The sequence below is a fragment of the Winkia sp. C0117E2 genome, from assembly GCF_056590455.1.
Window position 1 is genome coordinate 140212 of record NZ_JBWPWD010000001.1, and the last position, 25998, is coordinate 166209.

The following is a 25998-nucleotide window of genomic DNA, read 5'->3' on the forward strand; positions in this document are numbered from 1 at the left end:
TGGCCCCGTGCCAACGCAAGACAAATTTCCCGCACAGCGCCTCTTCGCAGTGGTTTCTACCAGTGCTTTCACCATTATCGCGCTCTCTACAATGTCCACAACCGCCATCGCTCCCGTGATTGGACGGGAACTCCATGGCACCCAGTACTTCCCACTGATATTCGGCCTCTCTGCTGGCATGCAGGTGATCTCCACTGTGCTTGCTGGGGTCTGGGTGGACGCGCGAGGGGCAAAACCGAGCCTGTTGGTTGGCACATGCGCGCTGCTAGCTTCCCTACTTGGAGCCGGCCTGGCACCAAATATTGCCACTTTTCTTCTTGCGCGAGCACTGGATGGCATTGCCAACGGCCTAGTCCTAGTTCCCCTATACGTTCTGGCTGCCACACTGGTGCACCCAAATCGGCGCGCGGACATGTTTGCGTTGTTCTCGGCTGCCTGGGTTCTTCCCTCCCTCGTCGGGCCAGTGTTAGCAGGATTTGCTAGTCAAGCATGGGGCTGGAGGGCGACCTATTTGGCACTCGGAATCATCTTTCTTCCGGTCTTACTATTTGCCACTAGGCTGTTCTCCCACATAGAAAATGCTCATCAGGAAGTCCCTAAGGCCATCCGGAACCGCTCAATGTGGGCGGTAATCGCCGGCGGCGCAGTCGTAATATTGCAGCTCTCGTCGGCCCTAACCGGCATGGCCAGGCTTCTGGCAATGGTCGCTGGGATTGTTCTTGCCATTATTGGCATAGGCAAAGTTCTTCCGGCAGGTACTCTGTGGGCTGCCGGCTCCATTCCAGCATGGGTCGGTGCGCGCGGCCTATTTAACGGCTCCTTTATTACCCTGGAGGTATTCATTCCCCTAATGTTGCAAAATACCCGGGGCTATTCGGTGGGAGCATCAGGATTGGCACTCGCTTTAGGCTCAGCTACTTGGGCTGCGGGTTCATTTCTGGGAGGGCGTTCCTTTGCCAGACCAAGACTGGCCACTCTTCCCGTTGCTGGCGCGATTGTGTTGGCCGTTGGCATTGCACTTACTTCCACCGCAGCCTGGCCTAACCTGCCAGCCTGGCTGTTCCTGTTCGGGTGGGTTATAGCGGGCACGGGCATGGGCATGGCATTTGCTCCCCTATCCGTCCTCGTCCTTGGGAAAGCCCCAAAAGAAGAACAAGGCCTACAAAGTGCCAACATTCAGGTGGCAGATTCCTTAGGAATGGCCCTGATCATGGGAATAGTAGCTTCACTGATGTCCGTCTTTACTTCCAGCTACGGCCCCGCCCCGTACCTGCCAGCACTAGGAGTAGCCTTCTTCTGTACCCTCCTGGCCGCACTATCCTCCTGGCGTGGGCAACGTCATAGTCGCAGGACATAGCCATCTAGGTAGGTTACCGATAGGGTTGAGAGCCGGTCTGAATGGAAGAAAATACTTTATGACTTCAAAAACCTTTGCTGATCTTTCCCTGCCCTCCTATCTTCTAGAAGCTGTACAGAAACTAGGCTTCGAAAATCCCACTCCTATCCAGGAAGCGGCAATTCCCGCCCTCTTGGCTAAGCAGGACGTAGTCGGCATTGCGCAAACCGGTACGGGCAAGACTGCGGCTTTTGGGCTGCCGCTGCTTGCCCATGTAGATGGCGAGGGCGTACAGGCCCTGGTGCTAGCCCCCACCCGTGAGCTCGCGCTGCAATCCGCATCTGCAATTGGCGCTTTCGCCTCCGCAGCGAAAGACACAAACGTGGTTGCCGTCTATGGCGGTAGCCCCTACGGTCCACAAATCGGCGCTATTAAGGCCGGTGCGCAGGTAGTCGTTGGTACTCCCGGCCGCGTCATCGATCTGATTGAAAAGGGTGCTTTAGACCTTTCTGGCGTACGTTTCTTCGTCCTAGACGAGGCCGACGAAATGCTGCGCATGGGCTTTGCTGAAGATGTGGAAACCATTGCCGGCTCAGTGCCCGATGATTCGGTAACTGCCCTCTTCTCGGCTACCATGCCTCCCGCCATTAAGAAGGTCGCACAGACCCATCTAAATGATCCGGTAGAGATCTCTATTGCCCGCCAGTCCACCACTGTCTCGACTGTGCACCAGACCTACGCGGTAGTTCCTTTCAAATTCAAGAACGTGGCGCTCGCCCGGGTCCTTTCAACCATGGATTCGGGAGCAACTATTGTCTTCGTTCGCACTCGTCTGGACGCTGAAGAAGTAGCAAATGACATGACGGCGCGTGGTTTTCGTACCGCAGCCATCTCTGGAGATGTTGCCCAGGCCGAACGTGAACGTATTGTCGAAAGGCTTCGCAATGGCACGCTTGACGTCCTAGTTGCCACTGACGTGGCTGCGCGCGGCCTAGACGTGGAACGCATCGAGCTCGTAGTCAATTTCGATGTTCCTCGCCAAGACGAAGCTTATGTTCACCGGATTGGCAGGACGGGTCGCGCTGGCCGCGAAGGAACCGCTCTGTCCTTCTTTACGCCGCGCGAACGAGGCAAGCTCCGCCAAATCGAAAAGCTTACCGGCACCAAGATGGAAGCCGTTCGCGTTCCTTCGCCGCAGCAGGTACGCACCCACAAGGCGCACCAAATTTTGGATAAGTTGCCCGAGCGAATTGCCTCTAAGGGACTCGAGCTGTACTTCGGACTTATCGAGGAACTGGCGGAAGAGCAGGGAATGTACATTGCCGACATTGCTGCAGCCCTACTCGCCCTCGCTGTGGGCGACACCGCCTCCTCTAAAGAGGATATTCGCAGTCGTTCTGGCCATTCGCCTCGGATTCGTCGCGAAGAATTTGTCGATGAAGACGGCGAGTTCCTCTACGCCGTTTTCGAAGAAGGCCGTGACTCTGGCAAAGACAAGCGTGGCCGCTCCGCCAAGGGTAGGCGCGAGGGCGGATCACGCCGCAACGGGCATGCGCCAATGCGCGGGGCCAAGCGCTACCGTGTGGAGGTCGGCCGCCGGGACGGGGTTAAGCCAGGATCGATCGTAGGAGCAATAACCGGCGAATCTGATCTGCGCGGCAAGGATCTGGGGAGAATCGAAATCTTCCCCTCCTTCTCGTTAGTTGAGATCGCTGGCGGCATCTCTGGGACCGAGGCGAAGCGCATCGGCAAGGCCAAGGTTGCCGGTCGAGCCCTGCGCATTCGTGAGGACCGCGGTCCTAAGCACTAAGTAGTTTCTGCAGGCCCTGGTAGGCCGACAGCCGCTCGTTGATCGGCTCTGCCAGTGCTATGCGCAATTGCGTTCCTATAGCTTTCCTTAGCTTGCGTTCTGCCCGCCGGGTGGCCCGTGCCGCTCCGTTCATAACGAATAGTGACGAGACGAGCGCGGTAAGCGCTCCGGCGAGCAAACCCCCAACAAGTAATTCCAGTGGGATGGGCAGCCCCTGCCACGTAGGCGGAGACACCTCTATCGCAAGGAAATGCAGGACAAAGTTGACGGCGAGCCATCCGAGTCCGGCAACCGCTACCCCAGCAAAAATAAGCTGCAAGAATGCGACCATTCGCCACCACAGCGGTACTCGGCGTTCATCTAACTGGGCTTTGCCAAGGGCGCTATCGAGCGGATCAGCTAATGTGGGCAGTATTTCCGCCACCGTGGCAGACATGTCCGAGCGATAGGCGGCAGGTAACGAACGCGTCTTGTTAGCCCCCACCTGCCGTACCGACCGAGCCAGATCGGAACTGGTAATGGCAGGTGCGGCCGGTAGCGAGGTATGCCCTATCACCTTGTTGCCCGCATTGATTCGCAACCGCCGCAGTGGATCCGGACGCAGGCGTCGCACCCACGAGATTACCGGCCAGCCGGTCCATAAGCCGGCTCGATGTTTGTACGATTTGCCGACTGCTTGGGCTACGGTTTGGGCGCCCGAGGAGCGAAATGCCGCATCGCTGACGCCTGTTAAGTCCCGATCGGCAACGGGGGCTCCAACCTTACCCGTGCCCACTTCCTTGGCAAGTTCTGCCCTAATTGAGTCAAGGTCCGCTTCAAGCCGCTGCCATGCTGCTTGTTTTTCTTCTGCCATAGAGGAAACGGTCTGACGAAGCCGATCTATCCCTTCCCCGCTAAGTGCGGATACTCCTAAGACTGTCGTATCAACGCCATCCGAAGCAAAAACCTGCTTGCAGTGGGCCAGAAGACGCGCCTGCTCCGCTACTGGTACCTGATCGATATGGGTCATAACTGTGCGGGTTATTCCGGCATGAGCAGCAAAGGAGCGAACGAAGCCCTGATGAAGGCTAGCATCGGCATATTTTTGCGGATCGACAACCCACACCAACACGTCAACTTTCTTTGCAAATTCGGCGGTAATCTGCCTGTGTTCAATCGCGTAGGAGTCTACGTCTGGCAAATCCAGCAGCACCGTGTTGGGCGGGAAGTTGGGATCGCGCACTACCGCCCTCTCGGCTACTCCGAGCCAATCCAACACTCGGTCTGCATCTGCGCCTTCTGCAACGGCCGCTAACGGTGAGGTAGTGGTTGGACGGCGCGCGCTGGCGCTGGCAATCTCGGAGCCCGCAACGGCATTGAAAAGAGAGGATTTTCCGGACCCAGTGGCACCCAGGAAAGCCACTACCGTGGTCTCCATACCGGCATCCATCCTACCTGCCGCATTTTGCCGAACTGCCTGGTAGCGCCTGGATATTTCTGCGGGAAGCATTTCCTTAGTCGCAGCAAATACCTCATCAAACAACTCGATCTTGTCTATCAGGCTCACTATTTCCACCCCTGCGCAACCTGATTAGCTGCCTGGCGCAGCGGTTCGATAGGTTCAGCTTCAGGGATTGCATCATAGGCATCCGCGAGGACGAAATCCAGTAGCTCTGCCACTCTGGAGAGTAAATCTTCACGTGCTTCCCGAGCCATCGTTCGTACGGCCTGATCACCGAACACGGCCTCTAAAAGACGCTGCGCTACAACGGCAGTCCCGCCAGCTACCCCAAGCTCGGCTCCGGTAAGTCCCCCGGTTGAAGCAAAGATGACAAGCATCAGCGCAACTCCAAGGACGTTTACCCCGATCGAGAGGATGCGTGCAGTAGTCTTCTTTGAATCTGACTGTTCGCGCAGCCGAGTCAACAAGGAACGCTGCCATTGACGCACCAAATATGCGCCTTTTTCAACCAGTACTTGCTCATCTAACGGGGATAGCTGCGCCCCTAAATTTCTTGTTTCCGCACGCTTCGACCAGCGCAGCGCCACTTGTTCCCGAGCCTGTTCTGCCTTGTCTACCACGATGGAGGCTAGACCGTCCTCTAAAGCCTCCTCGACGGGCTCAACCGGCGCGGGCTTGCCTCGCAGAGCATTCCACAGTCTGTCCCGCCAGTGTGAAATCTGGTTTTCCAATGAGCGGAAGAAATCAGAGGTGCCCACTATGTCTTGCCACCGCGCCAAGACTTCCCCGCGCAAAAGCGTGCCATCGGCGGTGGCATCTTCTATTCCGTCAAGAGCGTCCACTCGGGCCGTCTCTATGTCGCTAATCGCATGCTCCCGGGCATCGTCTTGGTCTTTGGCGCCGCCGATCACCATCTGGGTACGCTCAAGCAGCTCCCCGATCGCACCTTTCAAAGTACGTTTCGCAATGGCGGATCTGGAGGCAGCGTCTGAAGCTAAAGTATTGAGCCAAGTCTTGAGCTCGGCGACGTACTGCGCCGGTAGTTTGCCCTGTTCTAACGCCAGTTCGGGAATTTGGAAAACGGGGGCCTCCCCTAAAGAGGATTCTGCCAGGTGGGAGCGCAAATCTGCCTCAATTTGGGCTCCTTGAGCCGCTGGTAGCCGGTTGAGGACGACGGCTACAGCAATGTCGCGTCTAGCTGCCTCGTCCAGCACCTCCCAGGCCTTCGCATCAGCGTAGCGCGCGGCGGTAGTAACAAAAACCCACAGATCCGCAGCGGAGAGTAGCTGGTTAGCCAGTCGCCTGTTGTCGTCTACTACAGAATCGATATCTGGCGCGTCTAGTAAAGCAAGCCCCTCCTGGAGGCTGTCACATTCACGAATCTCAATGGATGTCCATGCCTCTTTTACCTCGGCCGGCGTCGGCGCTGCATCCGCTTCCACGCGTACTCTAGCCAGTGACGGTAAAATGCGCTGGTCAGCAAACCACCGCCCATCTGTTTTGGCATGGAGCAAAAGCGGCCGGCGGGTGGTCGGGCGAATCACGGAAGAAGCCGACACCTCGCGTCCCACAAGGGCATTGATAATCGTAGACTTCCCCGCACCCGTGGAACCGCCAATTACTCCAAGTAAGGGAGCATCGAGGTTTCGAGTGCGGGGAATGATGTGGTCGTCCAGGCGATGAACGAGCCCGTCCCGAGCCGGCCTCCACTGGGTTGCTAGATCCATTTCAAAACGTAACGCCGAAAGTGCATCACGCAACTGCAGAAGGTCAGCTTCGGGACTCATCGATCATCCTTTTTAGTTATCGGTGCTTATTTGCGGTTTGGCGTAGCATTCCTCAGGCTCCCAAGTTGCCACGTCAGCTTCGGTTTGATCGCCGGAGATGATGTTCTTTACCTCGCCGGCATCGGGGAACCATACGTATGGGATTCCCCGCTGATCGGCTGCCTTGATCTGTTTTCCGAATTTCGCAGCCTTCGGCGCAGTGTCTGCGCTAATGCCGCGGTTTCGGAGGGCATCCGCAATCCGGTTGGACTCTGCCCGATGCTCCTCATCTGTGACGGCAACGAGGACGCAGGTAGGTACCTTCCGGGAGGAAGTAGCCAGGCCCTCTGCAAGCACGCGCGAAACAAGCCGGGACACGCCAATTGACATGCCCACGCCCGGGTAGGTGCGTTTCCCGTCGCTCGCCAGCGAATCGTAGCGGCCACCAGAACAGATGGACCCCAGATTTTCGTGACCGGTGACCGTAGTCTCGTAAACCGTACCGGTGTAGTAATCCAATCCGCGGGCAATAGATAGATCGCCCGTTACCGTGCCCGGAACGCGTTCTTCGGTCTGCGTCAACAGATCGATGAGCTCGCCCATGCCCTCTTCTAGCAACTCGCTCTTGCAGGCTAGCGCATCAACTTGGGAACGAATCTGCGCGGCGTCACCCTGAATCTGGGCCATCTGCAGCAGCTTTTCCCTAGCTTCTTCGGCAAAACCGAGTTCTGCCATTTCTTCGCCTACGCCCTCGGCACCGATCTTGTCCAGCTTATCCAAGCACCGTAGGGCCCCTTCTACGTCAGTAACCCCGACAGCTTCGCAGTAGCCCTGCACAATCTTGCGGTTGTTCACGCGAATTGTGATGGGAGGAATCGGAAGAGAGGAAAGCACTCGAGCCATGACAACCGCGACCTCGACCTCGTGGAAAAATGGCAGTGAGCCATCGCCGACGATGTCGATATCAGCCTGGGTAAATTCACGGAAGCGACCGTCCTGAGGACGTTCCCCGCGCCAAACTTTCTGAATCTGATAGCGCTTGAACGGGAAAGTCAATGCGCCGCGATTTTCCAGCACGTAGCGAGCAAAGGGCACTGTTAGATCAAAATGCAATCCGAGCTGCCGAGGATCTTCAGCGGCCTTTACTGGATCCTCTTGTAGCCTGCGCAACAAATAGATCTCTTTTGAGGTTTCGCCCTTCCGGAGCAATTCACTTACCGGCTCAATTGCGCGCGTTTCAATATTGGCGAAGCCGTGCAGCTCGAAACCCTGCCTGATCTTTTGCAGGATGTAGTTTTCGACTACCCGCCCTTCGGGCAGCCATTCAGGAAAACCTGACAGTGAAGTTTTCGACATTCCTCTTCCTTATAACTAACCCGCGATACGTGCCTGTACAAGGTACGGGTTCGTTCGTTTTTCAACATCCATGGTAGTTGGGCCACCGTGCCCGGGAAGCAGTACGGTAGCTGGATCTATCACGTTTTGCAGCGTGCGCAAAGTGTGCAACATTTGCTCCTGGTCGCCGCCCACCAAGTCGGTTCGTCCGACAGAACCAGAGAAAATTACGTCCGCAGCGAGGGCGAACAACTCTGAGTTGTCAAGCAGTCGGGCACCCGGCCCCTCCAATGGCCCCGCGCCAAGGAAAAGCATCGACCCCTCGGTGTGCCCCGGAGCAGGGACAGCGCGCAGAGCTACTCCCTCGACCAATTCCGTAGGCTGAGTGAGCATCTGCGGCGGTAGCTCCTGCACGTTCGTGGGACGCACCCACTCGGTGTTACCTGTTTGAGCCATTGCTGCCGAGAGCAGATTGTCCAAGAGCGGATTATCCATGCGATACAAGTCCGGCGAGGGTACGTAAACGGGCTTGTCGCCGGCAATCTTGGCTGCATCCCACACATGATCAGGGTGGCCATGAGTGCACAGCACCGCCCCCACCTCTAGGTCATTCTTCTCTAGCGTGGCAAGGATCTCCCTAGCATGACCAGCACCTGGATCCACTACCAACGCCTGCTTTTGCACATTCAAAATATACGTATTCGCGGCAAAAAATGGCGCTACCAAGGTGTTTATTTGCATGGGGCCATACTATCGCACAGCGCACTTATTGCCCTTTCACTTTAGAGCCACTTACACAGTACAATGACACAGAGCACATGTGCTCTAATAATCTAGGCTTCGGCCGCTATAAACCTACGGGTTCGCCCGTCCAAGTGATTGAAGGTTGCACCGTGAGCGATTCGCCCACCCAGAACGTATCCAACGAACATCCCCTGCCCCAAGCCCCTGTTGATGATCCGGCTGCTCAGGCGGCCCGTCAATTCGGTCGAGTCAGTTACGATGGCACCATTTGGGTAAAAGAAGCAGGCTCCGAACGGGCTGTCGGCCAGTTCCCCGACCAGCTGCCAGAAGATCCACTAGGTCTTTACGTTCGCCGCTATCTTGACTTGCAAGCGCAGATTGAGCTTTTCGAAGGCCGTCTCCCGCACCTCAATGGCAAAGAAATCGACCAGACTCTTAGCAGTCTGGAAGAAGCCGTGCGTGAACCGGCTGTCGTCGGTGACGTGGATGCGCTCCGCACCCGGGTTGAACAGCTGAAGCAGAAGGCCACCGAGGCCAAGGCTGCCGCAAAGGAACGCAGGGCAGAGCAGAAGGCCGAAGCTCTCGCTCGGCGCACCAAGATCGTTGAAGAAGCTGAGGCAGTCGCCGCTCAGGATCCGGGTCGTACTCAGTGGAAACACTCCTCGCAAAAATTGCGCGATCTCCTTGAACAGTGGAAGTCAGAACAGCGCAAGGGACCGCGTCTTGATCGTCCCACGGAGGACGGTTTGTGGAAGCGCTTCTCTGGAGCCCGTACTGTCTTTGATCGTCACCGTCGCCAGTTCTTCTCTAAGCTCGATGCCTCTCAGGCCGAAGCTAAGAAGGTGAAGCAGGATCTGGTACGCCGCGCAGAAGAACTATCTGCCTCCACTGATTGGGGTCCCACTGCTGGCGCCTACCGTGATCTCATGAACGAATGGCGCCGAGCCGGACGTGCCTCCCGCAAGGATGACGATGCCCTTTGGGAACGCTTCCGCAAGGCTCAGCAGACATTCTTCGACGCCAAGAACGCCCAGAACGCTGCTCTGGAAGAAGAATTCAAGCAGAACCTGGTTCTGAAGGAAGCCCTCTTGCAGAAGATCGAGGCAATCCTCCCAGTAACTGACATTGAGGCTGCCAAGGCTAAGCTGCGTCCTCTGCAAGACGAGTGGGACGAGATCGGGCATGTGCCGCGTGCCGACAAGTCCAGGATCGAGTCTCGCATGCGTGCGGTCGAAGATGCTATCCGCAAGGCGGAAGAGGACGAATGGCGGCGAACTGACCCCGAAACGAAGGCTCGCGCCCAGGGCATGCTCGGCCAGCTCGAGGTAAAGCTAGAAGATCTTTCCAAGAAGATCGAAAAGGCAAACGAGGCCGGAGACACCGCTAAGGCTGCAAAGCTACAGGATTCATACGACACCGCTAAGCAGTGGTTCGATCAGATTAGCTCGCAAGCCTAATTTTCCACAGCAAATTTTACACAGGTGGCGGCTCACTTAGTTGAGTCGCCACCTTCTTTTTTGGCAGCTTTGCACTATGCAAGAAATGATTTACTTTGCGGGCAAAACGGCGCCTCTCACGCCCCGAATCCACGGCATCTATCGGCCCCTGTGTACGGGCAAAGTTCTAACTGAACTCGCGAAAAATTTTTGGGTATTCCTGCCCGAGCTGAAAACCCCATATTTAAGAGCCAGAGCATGCCAGCAGATTCTCCCTGCCAGTGGGGTAATCACCGGACCTACGGTTGCCTGGGTTATGCAGGGAGGTACGCCCGCTCCCCTGTGGTGCGCCGGGCGGTCTACTGCTAGCAGGGCGGGCCGTACGATCTACCGCCACCTGAGCCGATACCTAAAAATTGCTGGCATTCGCCTTAGTTACCCCAATCAAGCGCTCGCGGACCTAGCGTGCTACGGCGACGATCAGGAATTCGACACCTGGGCCGGCGCGCTACTGGAATGCGGTGCGAAAGTTCATGGAGCGCTCGCCCTCACTGGCAAAAAGGTGTCCGGGAGCAAGCGGCTGGCTGCTCTAGCGTGAGTTGGTTACCCTCTTTGCAGAGAACACCCCATCAATACGTGTCAATGCCGACAGGATTGCGCTAAGGTGGGAAGCTTCGGCCATTTCGAAGGTCCACCGCTGGGTCGCTACCCTATCTGAGCTAGTAGCAGCGGAAACTGACATTACGTTTACGTGATAATCAGAGAGCACACGGGTAACGTCGTTCAGCAGCCCTTCCCTGTCGAGGGATTCTATTTGCACCTGCACCAAGAATGCGGAATGAGGATGCTCTTCCCACTGCACCTCGATTATTCGCTCCGGGTGCCTGGAAAGATTCTTTACATTCGAGCAGTCTCGTCTGTGCACAGACACGCCTTGCCCACGAGTTATGAAACCGATGATCTGGTCCCCAGGAACTGGAGTGCAGCATTTGGCAAGCTTGGTCCAAATTGTTGAGTCATTTCCTTCGACCAACACCCCGTTATTGCCCGACCGGGAGCGTTTGGTCCTAGCAGGCGTTACGGCCTCGGCTAAGGTTTCTTCCGAACCCGACTCACCACCAGCTTGCTCAAGCAGCTTAGTAGTCACGTTTGCTGCCGAAATATGACCGTCCCCAATAGCCGCGTACAGGCCGCTCACGTCGACGTAGCCAAAGTCGGTGGCAACCGCGGTAAGAGATTCACGAGTCATCAGCCTGCGCAGAGGTAGATTTTGCTTGCGCAAGTTCTGCCCTAGCTCATTCTTGCCCGCTTCGATGGACTCCTCGCGCCGTTCCCTCGAGAACCACGCCTTAATCTTTGATCTGGCCCTTCCCGTAGCAACGAAATTCAACCAGTCGCGAGATGGGCCGGCTCCCGTTGCCTTGGAGGTCAGAATCGACACGGAATCGCCATTTTCCAAAACCGTGTCGAGGGGAACCAATTTACCGTTTACCTTGGCCCCGACGGTCTTATGACCAACCTCTGTATGAACTGCGTAGGCAAAGTCCACTGTGGTCGCCCCAAGCGCGAGCTCCACCACCTCGCCTTGAGGGGTGAACACGTAAACTCGGTCGCCCGACATTTCGTAGCGCAACTGGTCCAAAAATTCGGCGGGATCCTCTGTCTCGCGCTGCCAATCAACCAACTGACGCAGCCAGGACATGTTCTCGGTGTTCGAGACTTCCTTTTCGTTAGTGGCGTTAGGATTCTCCTTGTACCGCCAGTGAGCAGCTACCCCAAACTCTGCCCGTTGGTGCATATCGAAGGTACGCACCTGGATCTCGACAGGCTTGCCACCCGGCCCCATAACAGTCGTATGCAGCGACTGATACATATTGAATTTGGGCATGGCAATGTAATCTTTGAATCTACCGGGCAGCGGATTCCACCTGGCGTGCATAGCTCCAAGAACGGCGTAGCAATCGCGAACCTCGTCGACAAGCACGCGCACACCAGCTAGATCGTAGATGTCGTCGAAGTCTCGCCCTCGCACAATCATCTTCTGATAAATCGAGTAATGATGCTTCGGCCGCCCAGATACAGTGCCTCGAATATTGTTGCGCCGCAGTTCGTCTTCAATAGCACGGATGATCTGGGCCAAATACTTTTCGCGGGCGGGCGCACGCTCGGCCACAAGATGGTCGATCTCTTCATAAACGCCGGGATACAGCGTCTTGAAAGATAGGTCTTCTAGCTCCCATTTAATCGAATTCATACCCAATCTATGCGCTAATGGGGCATAGATCTCGAGGGTTTCGCGGGCTTTGTTCTTGGCCGACTCAGAGGACACATATTTCCATGTCCGAGCGTTGTGGAGCCTATCGCCCAATTTGATCATCAGTACGCGAATGTCCTTCGCCATAGCGACGATCATCTTCCGAACCGTCTCGGCTTGGGCTGCTTCCCCATACTGGACCTTGTCCAGCTTGGTTACGCCGTCTACCAACAGTGCAATCTCGTCACCATATTCGGCGGTGAGCTCCTCCAAGGAGTAGTCAGTGTCCTCGACAGTATCGTGCAGCAACGCAGCTGCCAGGGTCGTGGACGTCATCCCAAGTTCCGCAAGAATCGTCGCAACCGCTACGGGGTGGGTGATGTAAGGCTCCCCGCTCTTGCGCATCTGCCCTTCGTGCAGGGCCTTCGCCTTTGCGTAGGCGGATTCTATAAGTTCGATATCGGCCTTGGGGTGATTAGCCCTAAGTGCCCGAACAAGCGGTTCGAGGGCGGCCGGCACCTTTCGATGCCGGGCCCCAAACCAGGCCAGTGAAGACCGAACGCGCGAAGAGGACCCAATCCCCTTGGGGCTCCCGGCTACTTGATCATCACTCATAAGCCTAATGTTATCTCAGAAGGTGACTAAAGATTGGAAAGGAATCGAACCAATTCTTTCCCGTCCTCCCAAGTCGGTCAATTCCATCAAGACTGCGATCTCGGCGACAGTGCCCCCTGACTGTTCAATCAGCTGGGTGGCGGCTAGGGCGGTGCCACCGGTTGCCAGTACGTCGTCGAGGATCAAGACACGGGCTCCCTCAGGCACCGAGTCAGGTCTGATCTCCATGCGGGCACTGCCGTATTCCAGGTCATAATCGACCCCAATAACCGGCCCGGGCAGCTTTCCGCCTTTACGCACCGTCATCATCCCGATACCTAGTTCTACGGCCAGCGGAGCCGCCAGAATGAAGCCTCGAGACTCCAGGCCGGCTACCGCGTCAATTTTGCCGCGGTAGTGCTCGGCCATCAAAGTGATTAGTTCCTTGAACGCCTCTCCGTTTGCCAGCAGCGGGGTGATGTCGCGAAACAGTACTCCCTCCGTAGGAAAATCGGGAATTTCACGAAGGTTGTCTACAACCAGATCGTGCATTCGAGGCGGAAACTTCATCGTTTACTCCTTGGAGTTCGTTTTGGCTGAGCCGCTTGGCCCAGGTGACGGCCCGCCTTCACCGGGGTGGCGCTAACGTGCTGCGCCGCCGAGGAACCTTCGTCCTCGTCTACCACAGACTTGCCAGCCCGCTTAGCGTAAACCGCCTGCGTGTGTTTCTTTACTGAGGCTTCCCTGCCTCGCACGGCTACCAGCACTGGCGAAGCAATCAGGATCGATGAGGCTGTACCCACGATCATGCCGCAGAAGAGCGCCAGCGAGATGTCACGCAGCGTCCCTCCACCCAGAACTACAGTCGAGATGACCAAGATGGCGCCAACCGGTAGGACAGCCACCACCGAGGTATTGATTGACCTAACCAGAGTCTGGTTTACTGCCAGGTTTACCAGTTCGCCGTATGTGTTGAAGTGCTGGGACTTGAAGTCCTGCGTCAGCTCGCGGACCTTGTCGAACACAACAACGGTGTCATAGAGTGAATAACCCAAAATAGTCAGCAAACCAATTACCGTCGCGGGCGACACTTCAACCTGAGTCAGAGCAAATACTCCGCCGGTTAGCAAAATGTCGTGCAGCAGTGCGAACAGTGCCGCAAACGCCATGGTCCAAGTCCGGAAGTACAGTGCCATCACTATTGCCACGAGGACTAGGAAGATCACCAGAGACTGCGCAGCCTTCTTGGTAACGTCAGCACCCCAGGAAGGACCAATAGTCGTGGCAGTGACCTTGGATTCGTCAACGTTGTACGCCTTGGCTAGTTCGGCGCGCACCGAACGCTGCGCCTTAGTAGGCAACGACTTAGTTTGCACACGCACGCCGGTCGAGCCGAGGTCGCGAACGTTGGCGTCCTTCTGCCCGGCGTCTTCCAGCACTTTCTTCGCCGGCTCCAGCTTGTCAGCCGGAACAGACGAGATTGTGAACTCGGAACCGCCCTTGAAGTCGACTGACGGGTTCAGGCCTGGGAATACCAGGGTGATGAGCGACAGGACGATCAGTACTAAGCCGATGGAAATCCATAGCTTACGGCGCCCGATGATGTCGTAAGAAGTCTTACCCGAGTAGAGCTCGTTGCCCCAAGTTGCGAAGCTTTTCACTTTAGCTCTCCTTCTGCCACGGCGGTAGATCCGGGGGTCTTCTTAGCTACCACCCTGCGCTCGCGCCTGTTCCTCTTCTTGTAAGTCCGCCTTGTGGCTCCCAGGTGTTCAGGATCGAGCCCAGACCACTTGTGTCCCTCACCAAAGAACTTGGTGCGGATCAGCAAAGCCATAGTCGGGTGGGTGAACATGAACACTACGAGCAGATCAAGGAGGGTTGTGATGCCCAGAGTAAAGGCGAAGCCCTGCACGCCACCAACTGCTAGGAAGTACAGCACCAAAGCAGCGAGCATGTTAATCGCGTCGGAAGCCAGAATGGTTCGCTTTGCACGCGACCAACCTTCCTCTACAGCCGCACCCAACGGACGTCCATCGCGGACCTCGTCGCGGATGCGCTCGAAGTAAACAATGAAGGAGTCACAGGTAACACCGATTGCAACAATCAAGCCGGCCACGCCAGCGAGCGACAACCGGTATCCCATTGCCCAGGACAGCAACGAAATGGTCAGATAGGACAGAATGCCAGCAATTACTAGCGATCCGATCGAGATGAGACCAAGCGCGCGATACTGCCAGAGCAAGTAGATGACGATCAGAACGAAGCCAATCAGACCGGCGATCAGGCCCCACTGCAAGGAGTCAGTGCCCAGAGTCGGGGAAATCTGCTGTTCAGACTGCACATCAAAGTTCAAGGGTAGAGAGCCGAACTGCAGCTGGTTTGCCAAGGTAGCTGCAGATTCCTGGGTGAAGTTACCAGAAATAGCCGCCCGGCCGTCGCTGATGATCGCGTTCATCGTCGGGGCAGACACCACTAGTCCGTCCAGCACAATCGCGAATGCGTTCTTAGTGGGCTCTGTCTGCTTGTATTCAAACAGGCGCTTGGACACCTCTGCGAACTTGTCGGTGCCCTTCTGATCTAGCTGAAGAGAAACCTCCCACTTGCCGGTGGAAGCACCAGTCTGAGTTTGTCCCATCCCAGAGTTGGCCTTCGCGACGTGAGTACCTTCGAGATCAACCGGGCCAAGGATGTACTTGGCATTGCCTTCGGTAGAACAAGCAACCAAAGCCTTATTGTGGTCGCCTGCGCTGCCACCTTGCCGGTTCTTGTGGTCGGTGCAATCGAGCTTCAGGAAGTCGTAGATTACCTTTTCGGTAATGTACTTAGAATCGGAAGGATTAGACGGTTTTCCGGAAACTTCGTCGGAAATCTTGCCGTCGTGGTTCTGGTCGGCCTGCTCCTTAGCCAACTCCTCAGTTGACTTATCGGAAGGCTTGACCGAGTTCGGATCCTTCCCCTGCGCCTTAGCCTGAGCCTTCTGTGCCTCAGCTATAGCTTTGGCAGAAATAGCCTGCGGTGCCCCGGCCTGGATAACAGGTCGGAAATCCAACTGCGCTGACGAACGCACGAGGTCTAGTGTTTCTTCTGAAGGCTGTCCGGGCAGAGAAACCATAATGTTCTGTCCGCCCGAAGCCGTGATCTCGGCTTCAGAAACGCCGGAAGCATCGACACGCTGGCGGATGATAGCAATCGCCTGATCGATATCCTCCTGGGTTACGGAGTTACGACCCGCCCCCTCTTCCGCCTTAGGGGTCAGAATTAGCTGGGTACCGCCTTCAAGATCCAGCGCTAGGTCTGGCACCCCGTCGGTCTTCTTGTTGATAATTCCTGCTGCCAGCAGACCTACCATTGCCAAAGTTATGACAAGGAGGGCGATCAGTACGCGACCTGGCCTCGATTGCTTTTTTGTCTTGGGCACTTTAGTTCCTTACCGCTTTGCGGTGCAGGTTAGTCCTGCTTTTTGTCCTCATCTTCTGGATCCTCTACCGCACCGGTCTGAGCCTCGGCAGGGGAAGTTTCTGTTGTCTCGGAAGCGGCCGAAGAGCCTGCTTCGGTCTCGCCCTCGACGGGGGCGACTGCGAATGGCGGTTCCTCGGGGCCGATCACTGCACGCCTATTGAAGTACAGTTCGTCTCCACCAGGAGTCTCCAAAACCATTACGTTGCCGTCCTGATCGACGTAGCGTAGGTACAACCCTCCAATGGTGCGTACCCAGGTTCCCGGTTCCAGACTTGCCTGCATCTTTTCCTGCTGGGCCTGCTGCTTCTTACGGGCACGAGAGGACATAAAGAACATGACCCCTAGGAACAGGATCATGATCAACATCAGCATTAGTGGATCCACAAATACACTCCGTTTCTTTACTTAACAACGCTAGAAGTCTATGGGAGATTGCGCGAATGTAACAATTTGTATTGCAAACTCACACATCTAGCGTCCCTTCTTCAGTGGGTGGGCGAAGCCCAAGGTGCTCCCATGCTTTGGCAGTTGCCATGCGCCCTCGGGCGGTGCGGACCAAGAACCCTTCCCGTACTAGGTAAGGTTCGGCGACCGTTTCAATCGTTTCAGCTTCTTCGCCAACTGAAACCGCCAGCGTGGTAAGTCCTACCGGCCCACCAGCGAATCGCTGACAGAGCACCTCGAGCACCGACCGGTCCAGCCTGTCGAGACCTTGCGCGTCCACCTGGAAAAGCTCAAGTGCTGCCTTGGCAGCTCCTAGATCGAGGTCGGTACCGTGCACCTGGGAGTAGTCCACAATGCGGCGCAGTAGTCGGTTGGCAATACGTGGGGTGCCCCGAGAACGTGCGGCTAATTCCGCCGCGGCATCCACTTGTAGTTGCACGCCCAGCAACGCAGCAGAGCGCATCGCGACTTGCATGAGTTCTGCAGCGCTGTAGTACTCCAAGTGTCCTGTAAAACCGAAGCGATCGCGCAAAGGCGCAGGCAGTAAGCCAGCTCTTGTCGTTGCACCTACGACTGTAAATGGGGGCAGAGTAAGCGGAATCGAAGTCGCACCCGGCCCCTTGCCGACTACCACGTCGACGCGGAAATCTTCCATTGCCAGGTACAGCATTTCCTCGGCTGGTCTGGAAAGACGATGGATTTCGTCGATAAAGAGCACGTCGCCCTCTTGCAGCGCCGACAGAATCGCTGCCAGGTCCCCGGCATGTTGAATAGCAGGACCGGAGGTTAGTCGCAGCGAAGTACCCATCTCGTGGGCAATGATCATGGCAAGCGTAGTTTTCCCAAGGCCTGGAGGGCCCGAAAACAGTACGTGATCAGGGCTCATGCCTCTACCCCTAGAAGCATCTAGGACCAGTTGTAGCTGCTTGCGCACCGTTTCCTGGCCAACAAAGTCCTTTAGCGACTTTGGGCGGAGAGCTGCCTCTGCGGCGCGCTCAGTATCGCCCGCGGCAGGTTCTACGATTCGTCCTTCTCCTTCAGCCACGACGCCGCCCTAAGGTTTGTAGTGACAGTCGCAGCAAGGAAGAGGCGTCGTCAGCCTGAGACTCTACCTGGCTAACCGCCTCTTGCGCCGTGGCCTCATCCCAGCCTAATTGCGTCAGAGCTGCAACGACTTCTGCCCCCACTGCCGAGGACACACGGGAAAGGCCCTGCTGCGGTGCGGGGCCCAGCTTGTCGCCAATATCCAAAATCATTCGCTGGGCCGATTTCTTTCCGACGCCAGGAATGCGAGTCAGCATCTTCTCGTCTTGATTTGCAACTGCCGTGCGCAGTTCATCGACACTCATTACTCCCAACGCTCCGAGCGCCATCTTGGGGCCGATCCCCCGCACGGACTGCAGGATCTCAAATGCTCGCTGCTCTTCCTCTGCTACAAACCCGAACAGACTGAGCGAATCTTCCCGAACAACCAGGGAAGTGAATACGGTGGTTTCCTTACCGGTACGCAAGCTCAGCAAGGTACCGGGGGTGGCAAAGAAAGAAAACCCCACCCCGGACACTACGATTTGGGCTGAAGAGGCGCCGATGTGGCTAATCTTCCCAGTCAGTGAAGAAATCATCACCTACTCCTAATCGAACACACGTACGACACTAGCTTCGCCTGCTTCTGCGCTTTCTGGGATCTACCGCGCCGGTACGTCGGAAAGCCGCTTGTGCTTTTGCCCACTGTTCCTGCGCGGGGGTTAGCTTAGATCTTGCGGAGACCTTGCCCGACAGCGACACCGACACGGTCGAATCGTCGCTGCCACCAGCTAGCCCGGTCCCCCGCCACGACTGAGTGATTGCGATTGCCAGAGCGTCAGCGGCATCTGCAGGGCGGACCACCTTGTCCAGCCCCAAAATCCGTTTCACCATCTCTTGGACTTGAGCCTTACCCGCAATACCGGATCCGGTGACTGCCGACTTCACCTCTGACGGCGTGTGTATAGCAAGTGGCAAACCGGCCTCGGCCACCTGATACATGGCCACACCCATTACTTGCATGGTGGTTGTTACCGATTGCAAATTCTCTTGGGCGAATACCCGCTCGATGGCAACAATCTGCGGATCGAAAGTAGAAATAACACGGGCAATCTCGCGGCCTATAGTGCGGAGCCGGAAATGCTGGGCCAAACTGGCCTGAGTACGAGCAACCCCGACATACACCAGGGAGGCAGTCCGATCAGTTTTCGTATCTATTACGCCTAGACCGCACCTAGTGATGCCGGGGTCAATGCCCATAATTCGCAAGGAGGCTTATTCCTCTTCTGCCTCGGCAGCCTTGCGTACGTCTTCAGGCACGTTCATCGAAGTGAAGACGTTCTGAACATCGTCAGAGTCTTCAAGAGCATCGATCAAACGGGTCGTCTTCCGCAGCCCATCTAGGTCCACGTCGATCTGAGTGGAGGCTACCCACTCGGTTTCTGCGGAGTTGTAGTCAATGCCGGCTTCCTGCAATGCGGTGCGCACGTCGACGACCTGGGAAGGATCGGAGTCTACAACAAAGACCTCGCCCATGTCGGTCACTTCTTCTGCACCTGCATCCAGGACTGCCATGAGGACGGTATCTTCATCTACGCCATCGGCCTTGGGAACTTCCACGATGCCGCGTCGCGAGAAGAGGTAAGAGACCGAACCCGGGTCAGCCAGGTTGCCACCATTGCGGGTGAAAGCGACGCGAACGTCGGAAGCAGCCCTGTTCTTGTTGTCGGTGAGGCACTCAACCAGGAAGGCGACGCCATTGGGGCCGTAGCCCTCGTACATGATGGTTTCCCAATCCGCACCGCCGGCTTCTGCGCCGGAGCCGCGCTTTACCGCGCGATCGATGTTGTCGGCAGGGACCGAGTTCTTCTTCGCCTTTTGGATGGCATCGTAAAGGGTCGGGTTGCCGTTGGGGTCGCCACCACCGGTGCGGGCTGCAACTTCGATGTTCTTAATGAGTCGCGCAAACAGCTTGCCGCGCTTGGCATCAATCGCAGCCTTCTTGTGCTTGGTCGTAGCCCACTTAGAGTGTCCCGACATATGTACCCCTATCTAGATTTCGTATATTTTTCGCGGCCGGGGCCGCCTGGCACGGATCAATAATACAGGTTAGTTGCCTGATTCGTTTATTCCTATGTGTTGCACGTGTCCATCGTAGCCATGCTGCCACCGGTTGAGCAGGGAAAAGAGTTCCGCTGGGTATAGCGCCGCTCCATCTTTTTGTAGCTGGCGCAACTCGTTTTGATCAAACCACCTGTACCCATCTAGTACCTGTGTTTCTGACTGTGTCCATTTTCTATCTATGCGCTTTTCGCGCCCATCTAGATAAGCCACGAAGAAGGTTTCATGCTGTCTGGCCGAACCGCGAGCAAAGTCAAATATTGCTTGCCTGTAAATAGCCGGGCCCAGAAGTTGGGAGGCCGAAAGCTCAATACCCGTTTCTTCTGCCAACTCCCGACAGGCACCTTCCCGCGCCCCTTCGCCCTCTTGCAGGCCGCCACCGACCGTGAACCACCAATGACGCGATGGGTTGTCCTTGTCGTGTCCTTCAATAAGCAAGGTGTTTCCCTGCGCGTCAAACAGAATTACCCTAGCTGCATTCCGAAACGGGATTCCATCCGGGCCCATTGTCCAATCGCTCATTCGAGTCCCTCTCCAATGTTGATTGTCTCGGGAAGCGGAGCGCCCCCGGCAAGATGCAACAGACGAATGATCGCTCCGGAGCGAATCTGCCTGACTCGCACTACCGCCCCATTATGAATTTTCATGGCAATTTGAACGCTGGAATCAGCTGCCTGAAGTTCAGCGAATAGATTTTTCCCTAAAGTTTGCCTATCCGCTGTTGCAGTGATGACCTGCGAAAGGTTCGACTCCACTAAAGCGCGCTGGGAACTGCCCCGCCCTACCTGATTAGCGTGCAGCGCCTCCAAAGCTGCTCCCTCAAGCAGAATCGAGCTAGCCGGGTCTAGTATCCCTGCTCGCGCTATCCCCAGTGCACAAGCCGCCCTCTGTAACAGCGCCCGATCCAGATTATGCTGCATCTGGTCAATACGCTTGTGCAGTGAGTCGAGCTTTCTTGCTTGCAAGGTAGCAAATATGCCCGCACACACGAGCAGCACTACTGCCGCGATAAGAAGATATTTCACTATGCACCCGCCAAAACCGTACGGTACACAGCCTCGACCTTGTCAGTTACGCTCTGCCAGTCATATTGCAGGGCACGTTCCCTGCCCTTTCTAGATAGAGCCACCTGCAAATCGGGGCTTTCTGCCAAAAGGACCATCTTTTGAGCTAGATCTGTACCGTCGGCACACTTGAATGAGATCCCATATTCGTCATGTTGCAGAACTGCCATAAAAGCAACCAGATCCGAAGCAATCACGGGGGCTCCGGCAGCCATGGCTTCCACCAAGACTATTCCGAATGATTCGCCTCCGGTCTGCGGTGCAATATAAGCGGTCGCCGATGCTAGCAGCTGTGCCTTTTCGAGGTCGGACACGCCGCCAAGAAATTCCACTCCAGGTACATCATCAAGACCCAGATTCTTGGTGTTTGCCTGTCCTCTGCCAGCGATCAGGAAGCGGGCCTTTGGCAGCTGCTCAGAAACTAGCTTTATCGCCTGGGCAAATATGGGCAGTCCCTTGCGTTCTTCGTCTAAACGACCCAAGAACGCAAATGTTGGAGCTGAGCTAGTTCCTTGCCACTTAGTGACCGGATCTACCTGAAAATCGGCGACGGAAACGCCGTTAGGGATTACCACCGCGTCTCCGCCGAGATGATCTACCACCGTTCGCCTGGCTTCATCAGATACCGCTATTCGAGCCGCCAATTTATCCATAATCGACACCAGGATTGGCGAAGTTATTTTCAAGGCTAAAGAGCGCATCATATTTGAATGGAAGGTCCCCACTACAGGACACTTTGCATTTGCCAGTGCCAGGAGCGAGACAGAGGGGCTGGCTGGCTCATGCACGTGAATAAGATCGAACTTTCCCTGGTCTAACCATGCACGAACTCTCGCATTTGGGCGAGGTCCGAAGGCCAGCCTCGCCACCGACCCGTTGTAAGGAATCGCGATCGAGGGGCCAGTCGAAGTGAACCCTTCGAATCCGGGATCTTTGGTTGCAGGTCCCAACACTTCAACGTCATGTCCCCGCTCGCGCAACACTTGCGCGATGTCTCGGATATGGACCTGTACTCCCCCAGAAACATCAAAACTATAGGGGCAAACAATACCTATCTTCACGAGTGTTGTTCCATCTGTGCGTGCTTTTTCCGTGACCGCTCTAGACGCTCAGGATCGAGATCCCGCACAAAGACCGGCTGACACATGTGCCACGACTTCACCCAGGGCCGCATCATGGTCTCGAATTCTTGTACCCACACTGCTGTGACCTGCTCAACCGTGCCTGCCGTATCGAGTGGCCCCCGAACTATCATCTCTACCCCATTTTTAGTTCCGGCTGCTTTAGCTCGAGCCCCGTTTAGTGATATGTCCCTAGCTGCCGCCATGTACAGAGGCGCCCCTAATTTCTTCGCTAGTGCTGCGGGACCGGCTGCTACGAGCGCCTTAGCACCAAATAGGTCGACCTCTATCCCAGCGCCGGTAATGTCCCTGTCAGCAAGCAGGGCGATGATGCCCGCCCCTTCCTTACCTTGTCGTAGCAGTTCCCTGAATACGGGGTTTCCTTTCTTGGCAGGGATAATCTTCATATTGTTTCGAGCGCGCAGCTCAGTGAAAGTGTCGAAGAGTGCCTTCGGGGCAACTTCTTCGGCAACGGTAGTAAGACCAGCCAAGTTCTGGGCTGCCCACGCCCCCACCAAATCCCAATTCGCAGTGTGGCCTAGTGCTACGCAAACTGGACCAGCCGCTAGGTCTCTATACAGTTGCGCAGGTATCTTGGCATCTACAGCCGCATCAATCCGCAGCCGCGAAGGGCTTGCGAAGTTTCCCAGGTCCGCAAAGTACCGGTAGTAGCTGGCTAGCGCCCCCACGACGTCCTCTTCACCTGCCTGGGCGAGGTTAGTTTGGAGTTGCCTGGCGCCGGGATACCGCGCTGCGACCGCAATCCGACTAGCGCCATAGGCCGCCCAGTATCGGAAAGCCGATGGCACTTTAGCTGCAATTTTCAGAGCTACCGGGTAGGGATTCATCCAAGCTGCTCTTTCACAGTGGCCAGTCTTTGCATAACAGTCACAAATCCGGCTACTGCGACGAGGGCGAGTGCAGCAGTAATAAACCAAGTAGAGGCACCGATACTAGTTAGGAGTGCGCCGATTCCGACGGTAACTAGCCGGTCGGTACGTTCGGCAATTCCCACAGTGGCGTTAGCACCTAGCGATTCTGCTTTAGCCCTGGCATAAGGCACCGCCGCAGCCATGACGGTAGCGCAAATGCCCAGCGCGATAGTGATGATCTGGTGAGCCCCGGCAGGCAAATGCAAAGCCGCCCATAGAGTCAATGACCCAAATACTGCCCCGTCACTAATGCGATCGAGCGTCGAATCCAAAAAAGAGCCGAACTGCGACTGCTTCTTAGTTAGCCGTGCCAAGATTCCATCAAGAGAATCACAGAACATGACTATGACCAGAACAATTACGCCGGCAAGCAGATGGCCCGTAGGTATAAGGGAACACGCGGCGGCCACTGTCACTACGGTTCCTGCAGCAGTAACCGCATTGGGACTAATTTTCCACTTCGCCAAAACCTTGGCTAACGGGGTAAAAATAGCCTTAGTTACACTCCGCCCGTGAATCCCTAGCACCTATTCCTCCCAAGCCTTTGCTATCAGTTCGCGTTCCTCGCCAAGTAGCTGTGGCACGGCCTTTACCTGGGCCACAATCGGGAAGAAATTCGCGTCTCCGGACCACCTAGGAACAACGTGCTGGTGCAGGTGTGCCGCAATTCCGGCTCCTGCTACTGCGCCCTGGTTCATACCCAAGTTGAAGCCGTGTGGCGAAGCTACCTGCTGTAGCACTTGCATTGCCTTTGCAGTAAGTTCGCCGAACTCGACTCGCACCTCGGGAGCGATATCCGGGTAGAGAGACACGTGCTCGTACGGGCACACCAAGAGGTGGCCAGCGTTGTACGGGAACAGATTCATCAATACGAAGCAGTGCTTACCGCGGTGGACGATCAGCCCGTCTTCGTCTGTCTTATCTGGCGCTGCGCAAAACGGGCACTCATCCTTAGAGCCGTCCTTCGGCTTTGACTCTCCGGAGATGTATGCCTGGCGATGCGGGGTCCACAGACGCTGAAAAGCATCCGGAACCCCCGCGTACGCCCGCGAATCCTGAGTTGGAATCTCAGATGTCATTGCGACGGCTCCTAATGGCCTCGACAATCTGAGCCACGGCCTCATCTACAGGAATGCCGTTTTCCTGCTTTCCGCCACGGTAACGGAACGAAACTGCTCCCGCCTCCGCATCTTCACCACCGGCAATCAGGATGTATGGGACACGTTCCTTAGCAGCAGTGCGAATCTTCTTGCCGAAACGGTCGGAAGAAAGATCGACTTCCACCCTGACTCCCTGGCTACGCAGCTTTTCGGCCACCTCGTTTACGTAGTCGAAGAAAGCCTCGGCAACAGGAACCAGGCGTACCTGCACAGGGGCGAGCCACGGAGGGAAGGCGCCGGCGTAGTGTTCTACGAGCACGCCGATGAAGCGTTCCACTGAGCCCAGCTTGGCGGAGTGGATCATTACGGGCCGCTTTCGAGTGCCGTCCTCGGCAGTGTATTCGAGGTCGAAGCGCTCCGGCTGATTGAAGTCGTACTGAACGGTCGACATCTGCCAGGTACGCCCGATAGCGTCCTTTACCTGCACCGACACCTTAGGACCATAGAATGCTGCTCCACCCGGATCCGGAACTAGATCCAGACCAGTTGCTTCGCATGCCTCGGTCAGAATTCTGGTTGCGTTGTCCCAATCTTCATCAGAGCCGATGAACTTGTCCTTATGAGCCCCGTCGTCGCGAGTAGACAGCTCCAGGTAGAAATCGGTGAGGCCGAAATCGCGAAGAATTCCTAGGAAGAAATTCAGCTGCATCTGAATCTCTTCTTTAGCCTGCTCCGGAGTGCAGTAGGTGTGCGAGTCGTCCTGCGTGAATCCGCGCATGCGAGTGAGGCCGTGTACAACGCCCGACTTCTCGTAGCGATAATCGTGTCCGAGTTCGTAGAAGCGAAGAGGTAGTTCGCGGTAAGACCTGCCAGAGGACCTGTAGATCAGGTTGTGCATCGGGCAGTTCATTGCCTTCAGGTAGTACTCCTGGCCCGCCTTGGTCACGTTCCCCTGTTCGTCGACTTCCTCGTCCACCTTCATGGGCGGGAACATTGTGTCGGCGTAGTAGGGCAGGTGTCCGGAAGTGTGGAAGAGTCCGCCCTTAGAAATTTCAGGCGTGTGCACCATCTGGAAGCCGGCTTCAATGTGCTTGCGGGTCACAAAATCTTCGATTTCGTGACGCAAGATGCCGCCCTTGGGGTGGAAAACAACTAAGCCGGGGCCGATCTCTTCTGGGAAAGAGTACAGGTCCAGCTCAGTACCCAGCTTGCGATGGTCGCGCTTCGCGGCCTCTTCAATGCGGGTTTGGTATGCCTTTAGATCTTCCTTTGAGGCCCACGCAGTTCCATAAACACGCTGCAGGTGATCATTCGCCTGGTCACCGCGCCAGTACGCAGCAGAAGATTTGGTGAGCGCAAAGCCGTTGCCCAAGTACTTCGTCGACGGCACATGCGGGCCGCGGCACAGATCCTTCCATGCCACTTCCCCATTCCTGCGCACGTTGTCGTATATGGTCAGTTCGTTGCCACCCACCTCGACTGAAGCGCCTTCGGGACCGTTGCCTCCCTTGAGCCCGATCAGCTCCAGCTTGTACGGCTGATCTGAAAGCTCTTCGCGAGCCTCATCTTCAGAGACCACGCGGCGGACGAAGGACTGATTCTCCTTCACGATCTTTTGCATTGCCTTCTGCAACTTCTTTAGATCATCCGGGGTAAGTGGGTCGATGTTGCCGAAGTCGTAGTAGAACCCGTCCGTTACTGGCGGGCCAATACCCAGGTTTACCTGTGGGTTGGCCTGCTGCATTGCCTGGGCTAGGACGTGCGTGGCGCTATGACGCAAAATCGCAAGTCCCTCTTCGGTAGCAGTGGTAATTGGCTCTATTTCATCCCCATCAGCGATAGTCGCAGCCAGATCCACCGTTTTTCCGTTGCGCCTCATGGCGACGATAGTTCGATCCTTGCCCCACAGGGTCAGGCCGGTGCTTTCGGCTTCGAGTTCCTGGGCTTTGCCATCTATAGTGCATTGGACGCTCGCCACTGCATCTCCATTCTTAGGGGTTACTTCGGTAATGATTCTA

At 56.2% G+C, this 25998-nt stretch carries 24 protein-coding genes; 4 read left to right on the forward strand and 20 right to left on the reverse strand.

Annotated elements, in window-relative coordinates; genetic code table 11:
* The first annotated feature begins 7 nt into the window (after positions 1-7).
* Complete coding sequence (locus AC1EKG_RS00625; RefSeq protein ID WP_004805178.1) at positions 8-1357, forward strand: MFS transporter; 1350 nt, start codon at positions 8-10, stop codon at positions 1355-1357.
* A gap of 58 nt (positions 1358-1415) precedes the next feature.
* Positions 1416-3146, forward strand: a complete 1731-nt coding sequence (locus AC1EKG_RS00630; RefSeq protein WP_004805176.1) for a DEAD/DEAH box helicase — start codon at positions 1416-1418, stop codon at positions 3144-3146.
* Here AC1EKG_RS00630 and AC1EKG_RS00635 read toward each other — a convergent pair.
* The 4 genes from AC1EKG_RS00635 to AC1EKG_RS00650 are packed head-to-tail and all read right to left on the reverse strand — an operon-like array spanning position 3136 to position 8429.
* Positions 3136-4692: a GTPase gene (locus AC1EKG_RS00635; protein ID WP_048707334.1), complete on the reverse strand. Its 1557-nt coding sequence runs from the start codon at positions 4690-4692 to the stop codon at positions 3136-3138. The two genes, AC1EKG_RS00630 and AC1EKG_RS00635, sit on opposite strands and share 11 nt — an antisense overlap.
* Positions 4692-6374 carry a dynamin family protein gene (locus tag AC1EKG_RS00640; RefSeq protein WP_004805173.1) on the reverse strand — a complete coding sequence of 561 codons (1683 nt, stop codon included), beginning with the start codon at positions 6372-6374 and terminating at the stop codon, positions 4692-4694. Before AC1EKG_RS00640 ends, AC1EKG_RS00635 begins: the two co-directional genes overlap by 1 nt.
* 12 nt (positions 6375-6386) lie before the next feature.
* Entirely contained in the window at positions 6387-7709 is a 1323-nt protein-coding gene (gene hisS / locus AC1EKG_RS00645; RefSeq protein ID WP_004805172.1) for a histidine--tRNA ligase, read from the reverse strand.
* A 15-nt stretch (positions 7710-7724) separates the two neighbouring features.
* Positions 7725-8429 (reverse strand): MBL fold metallo-hydrolase, encoded by a 705-nt coding sequence (locus AC1EKG_RS00650; protein WP_004805170.1) that lies wholly within the window; start codon positions 8427-8429, stop codon positions 7725-7727.
* A gap of 152 nt (positions 8430-8581) precedes the next feature.
* Here AC1EKG_RS00650 and AC1EKG_RS00655 point away from each other — a divergent pair, with 152 nt between their 5' ends.
* Entirely contained in the window at positions 8582-9889 is a 1308-nt protein-coding gene (locus AC1EKG_RS00655; RefSeq protein ID WP_481067704.1) for a DUF349 domain-containing protein, read from the forward strand.
* A 76-nt stretch (positions 9890-9965) separates the two neighbouring features.
* Entirely contained in the window at positions 9966-10466 is a 501-nt protein-coding gene (locus AC1EKG_RS00660; protein WP_004805166.1) for a hypothetical protein, read from the forward strand.
* On the opposite strand, the gene AC1EKG_RS00665 is transcribed toward AC1EKG_RS00660, so the two are convergent.
* The 16 genes from AC1EKG_RS00665 to thrS form a co-directional block, all read right to left on the reverse strand.
* Positions 10458-12737 carry a RelA/SpoT family protein gene (locus AC1EKG_RS00665; RefSeq protein ID WP_004805163.1) on the reverse strand — a complete coding sequence of 760 codons (2280 nt, stop codon included), beginning with the start codon at positions 12735-12737 and terminating at the stop codon, positions 10458-10460. The genes AC1EKG_RS00660 and AC1EKG_RS00665 overlap by 9 nt on opposite strands.
* A gap of 15 nt (positions 12738-12752) precedes the next feature.
* Positions 12753-13286: an adenine phosphoribosyltransferase gene (locus AC1EKG_RS00670; protein ID WP_004805159.1), complete on the reverse strand. Its 534-nt coding sequence runs from the start codon at positions 13284-13286 to the stop codon at positions 12753-12755.
* Positions 13283-14377: a protein translocase subunit SecF gene (secF, locus tag AC1EKG_RS00675; RefSeq protein WP_004805157.1), complete on the reverse strand. Its 1095-nt coding sequence runs from the start codon at positions 14375-14377 to the stop codon at positions 13283-13285. Before secF ends, AC1EKG_RS00670 begins: the two co-directional genes overlap by 4 nt.
* Positions 14374-16134, reverse strand: a complete 1761-nt coding sequence (gene secD, locus AC1EKG_RS00680; RefSeq protein ID WP_004805156.1) for a protein translocase subunit SecD — start codon at positions 16132-16134, stop codon at positions 14374-14376. The genes secF and secD overlap by 4 nt, the downstream gene beginning before the upstream one ends.
* A gap of 29 nt (positions 16135-16163) precedes the next feature.
* Positions 16164-16559, reverse strand: a complete 396-nt coding sequence (locus tag AC1EKG_RS00685; protein ID WP_141740506.1) for a preprotein translocase subunit YajC — start codon at positions 16557-16559, stop codon at positions 16164-16166.
* Between the two features lie 79 nt (positions 16560-16638).
* Positions 16639-17664 carry a Holliday junction branch migration DNA helicase RuvB gene (ruvB, locus tag AC1EKG_RS00690; protein ID WP_004805152.1) on the reverse strand — a complete coding sequence of 342 codons (1026 nt, stop codon included), beginning with the start codon at positions 17662-17664 and terminating at the stop codon, positions 16639-16641.
* Positions 17657-18241: a Holliday junction branch migration protein RuvA gene (gene ruvA / locus AC1EKG_RS00695; RefSeq protein ID WP_004805150.1), complete on the reverse strand. Its 585-nt coding sequence runs from the start codon at positions 18239-18241 to the stop codon at positions 17657-17659. Before ruvA ends, ruvB begins: the two co-directional genes overlap by 8 nt.
* Before the next feature lie 31 nt (positions 18242-18272).
* The gene (gene ruvC / locus AC1EKG_RS00700) at positions 18273-18911 is read right to left on the reverse strand and encodes a crossover junction endodeoxyribonuclease RuvC (RefSeq protein ID WP_004805147.1); all 639 of its coding nucleotides are present in this window, start codon (positions 18909-18911) and stop codon (positions 18273-18275) included.
* Between the two features lie 6 nt (positions 18912-18917).
* Complete coding sequence (locus tag AC1EKG_RS00705) at positions 18918-19682, reverse strand: YebC/PmpR family DNA-binding transcriptional regulator (protein ID WP_004805145.1); 765 nt, start codon at positions 19680-19682, stop codon at positions 18918-18920.
* 69 nt (positions 19683-19751) lie between these two features.
* Entirely contained in the window at positions 19752-20285 is a 534-nt protein-coding gene (locus tag AC1EKG_RS00710; protein ID WP_004805143.1) for an NUDIX hydrolase, read from the reverse strand.
* Positions 20282-20788 carry a hypothetical protein gene (locus AC1EKG_RS00715; protein WP_004805141.1) on the reverse strand — a complete coding sequence of 169 codons (507 nt, stop codon included), beginning with the start codon at positions 20786-20788 and terminating at the stop codon, positions 20282-20284. The genes AC1EKG_RS00710 and AC1EKG_RS00715 overlap by 4 nt, the downstream gene beginning before the upstream one ends.
* Positions 20788-21888, reverse strand: a complete 1101-nt coding sequence (locus tag AC1EKG_RS00720; protein ID WP_004805139.1) for a glycosyltransferase family 4 protein — start codon at positions 21886-21888, stop codon at positions 20788-20790. The genes AC1EKG_RS00715 and AC1EKG_RS00720 overlap by 1 nt, the downstream gene beginning before the upstream one ends.
* Positions 21885-22796 (reverse strand): LpxL/LpxP family acyltransferase, encoded by a 912-nt coding sequence (locus AC1EKG_RS00725; RefSeq protein ID WP_004805138.1) that lies wholly within the window; start codon positions 22794-22796, stop codon positions 21885-21887. Before AC1EKG_RS00725 ends, AC1EKG_RS00720 begins: the two co-directional genes overlap by 4 nt.
* Positions 22793-23407, reverse strand: a complete 615-nt coding sequence (gene pgsA, locus AC1EKG_RS00730; protein ID WP_004805135.1) for a phosphatidylinositol phosphate synthase — start codon at positions 23405-23407, stop codon at positions 22793-22795. The genes AC1EKG_RS00725 and pgsA overlap by 4 nt, the downstream gene beginning before the upstream one ends.
* On the reverse strand, positions 23408-23959 hold the full coding sequence (locus AC1EKG_RS00735; RefSeq protein ID WP_004805134.1) for an HIT family protein: 552 nt from the start codon (positions 23957-23959) through the stop codon (positions 23408-23410).
* Positions 23949-25958, reverse strand: coding sequence for a threonine--tRNA ligase (thrS, locus tag AC1EKG_RS00740; RefSeq protein ID WP_004805131.1), 2010 nt, complete (start codon positions 25956-25958; stop codon positions 23949-23951). Before thrS ends, AC1EKG_RS00735 begins: the two co-directional genes overlap by 11 nt.
* Positions 25959-25998 lie beyond the last annotated feature (40 nt).

Bases quoted from the DNA above. Each gene is read 5' to 3' on its own strand.
- ruvA (WP_004805150.1), bottom strand. From the start codon at position 18,241: ATGATTTCTTCACTGACTGGGAAGATTAGCCACATCGGCGCCTCTTCA.
- AC1EKG_RS00735 (WP_004805134.1), bottom strand. From the start codon at position 23,959: ATGACATCTGAGATTCCAACTCAGGATTCGCGGGCGTACGCGGGGGTT.
- AC1EKG_RS00705 (WP_004805145.1), bottom strand. From the start codon at position 19,682: ATGTCGGGACACTCTAAGTGGGCTACGACCAAGCACAAGAAGGCTGCG.
- AC1EKG_RS00665 (WP_004805163.1), bottom strand. From the start codon at position 12,737: ATGAGTGATGATCAAGTAGCCGGGAGCCCCAAGGGGATTGGGTCCTCT.
- AC1EKG_RS00725 (WP_004805138.1), bottom strand. From the start codon at position 22,796: ATGAATCCCTACCCGGTAGCTCTGAAAATTGCAGCTAAAGTGCCATCG.
- AC1EKG_RS00710 (WP_004805143.1), bottom strand. From the start codon at position 20,285: ATGAGCGATTGGACAATGGGCCCGGATGGAATCCCGTTTCGGAATGCA.
- AC1EKG_RS00650 (WP_004805170.1), bottom strand. From the start codon at position 8,429: ATGCAAATAAACACCTTGGTAGCGCCATTTTTTGCCGCGAATACGTAT.
- AC1EKG_RS00630 (WP_004805176.1), top strand. From the start codon at position 1,416: ATGACTTCAAAAACCTTTGCTGATCTTTCCCTGCCCTCCTATCTTCTA.
- AC1EKG_RS00640 (WP_004805173.1), bottom strand. From the start codon at position 6,374: ATGAGTCCCGAAGCTGACCTTCTGCAGTTGCGTGATGCACTTTCGGCG.
- hisS (WP_004805172.1), bottom strand. From the start codon at position 7,709: ATGTCGAAAACTTCACTGTCAGGTTTTCCTGAATGGCTGCCCGAAGGG.
- AC1EKG_RS00660 (WP_004805166.1), top strand. From the start codon at position 9,966: ATGCAAGAAATGATTTACTTTGCGGGCAAAACGGCGCCTCTCACGCCC.
- AC1EKG_RS00670 (WP_004805159.1), bottom strand. From the start codon at position 13,286: ATGAAGTTTCCGCCTCGAATGCACGATCTGGTTGTAGACAACCTTCGT.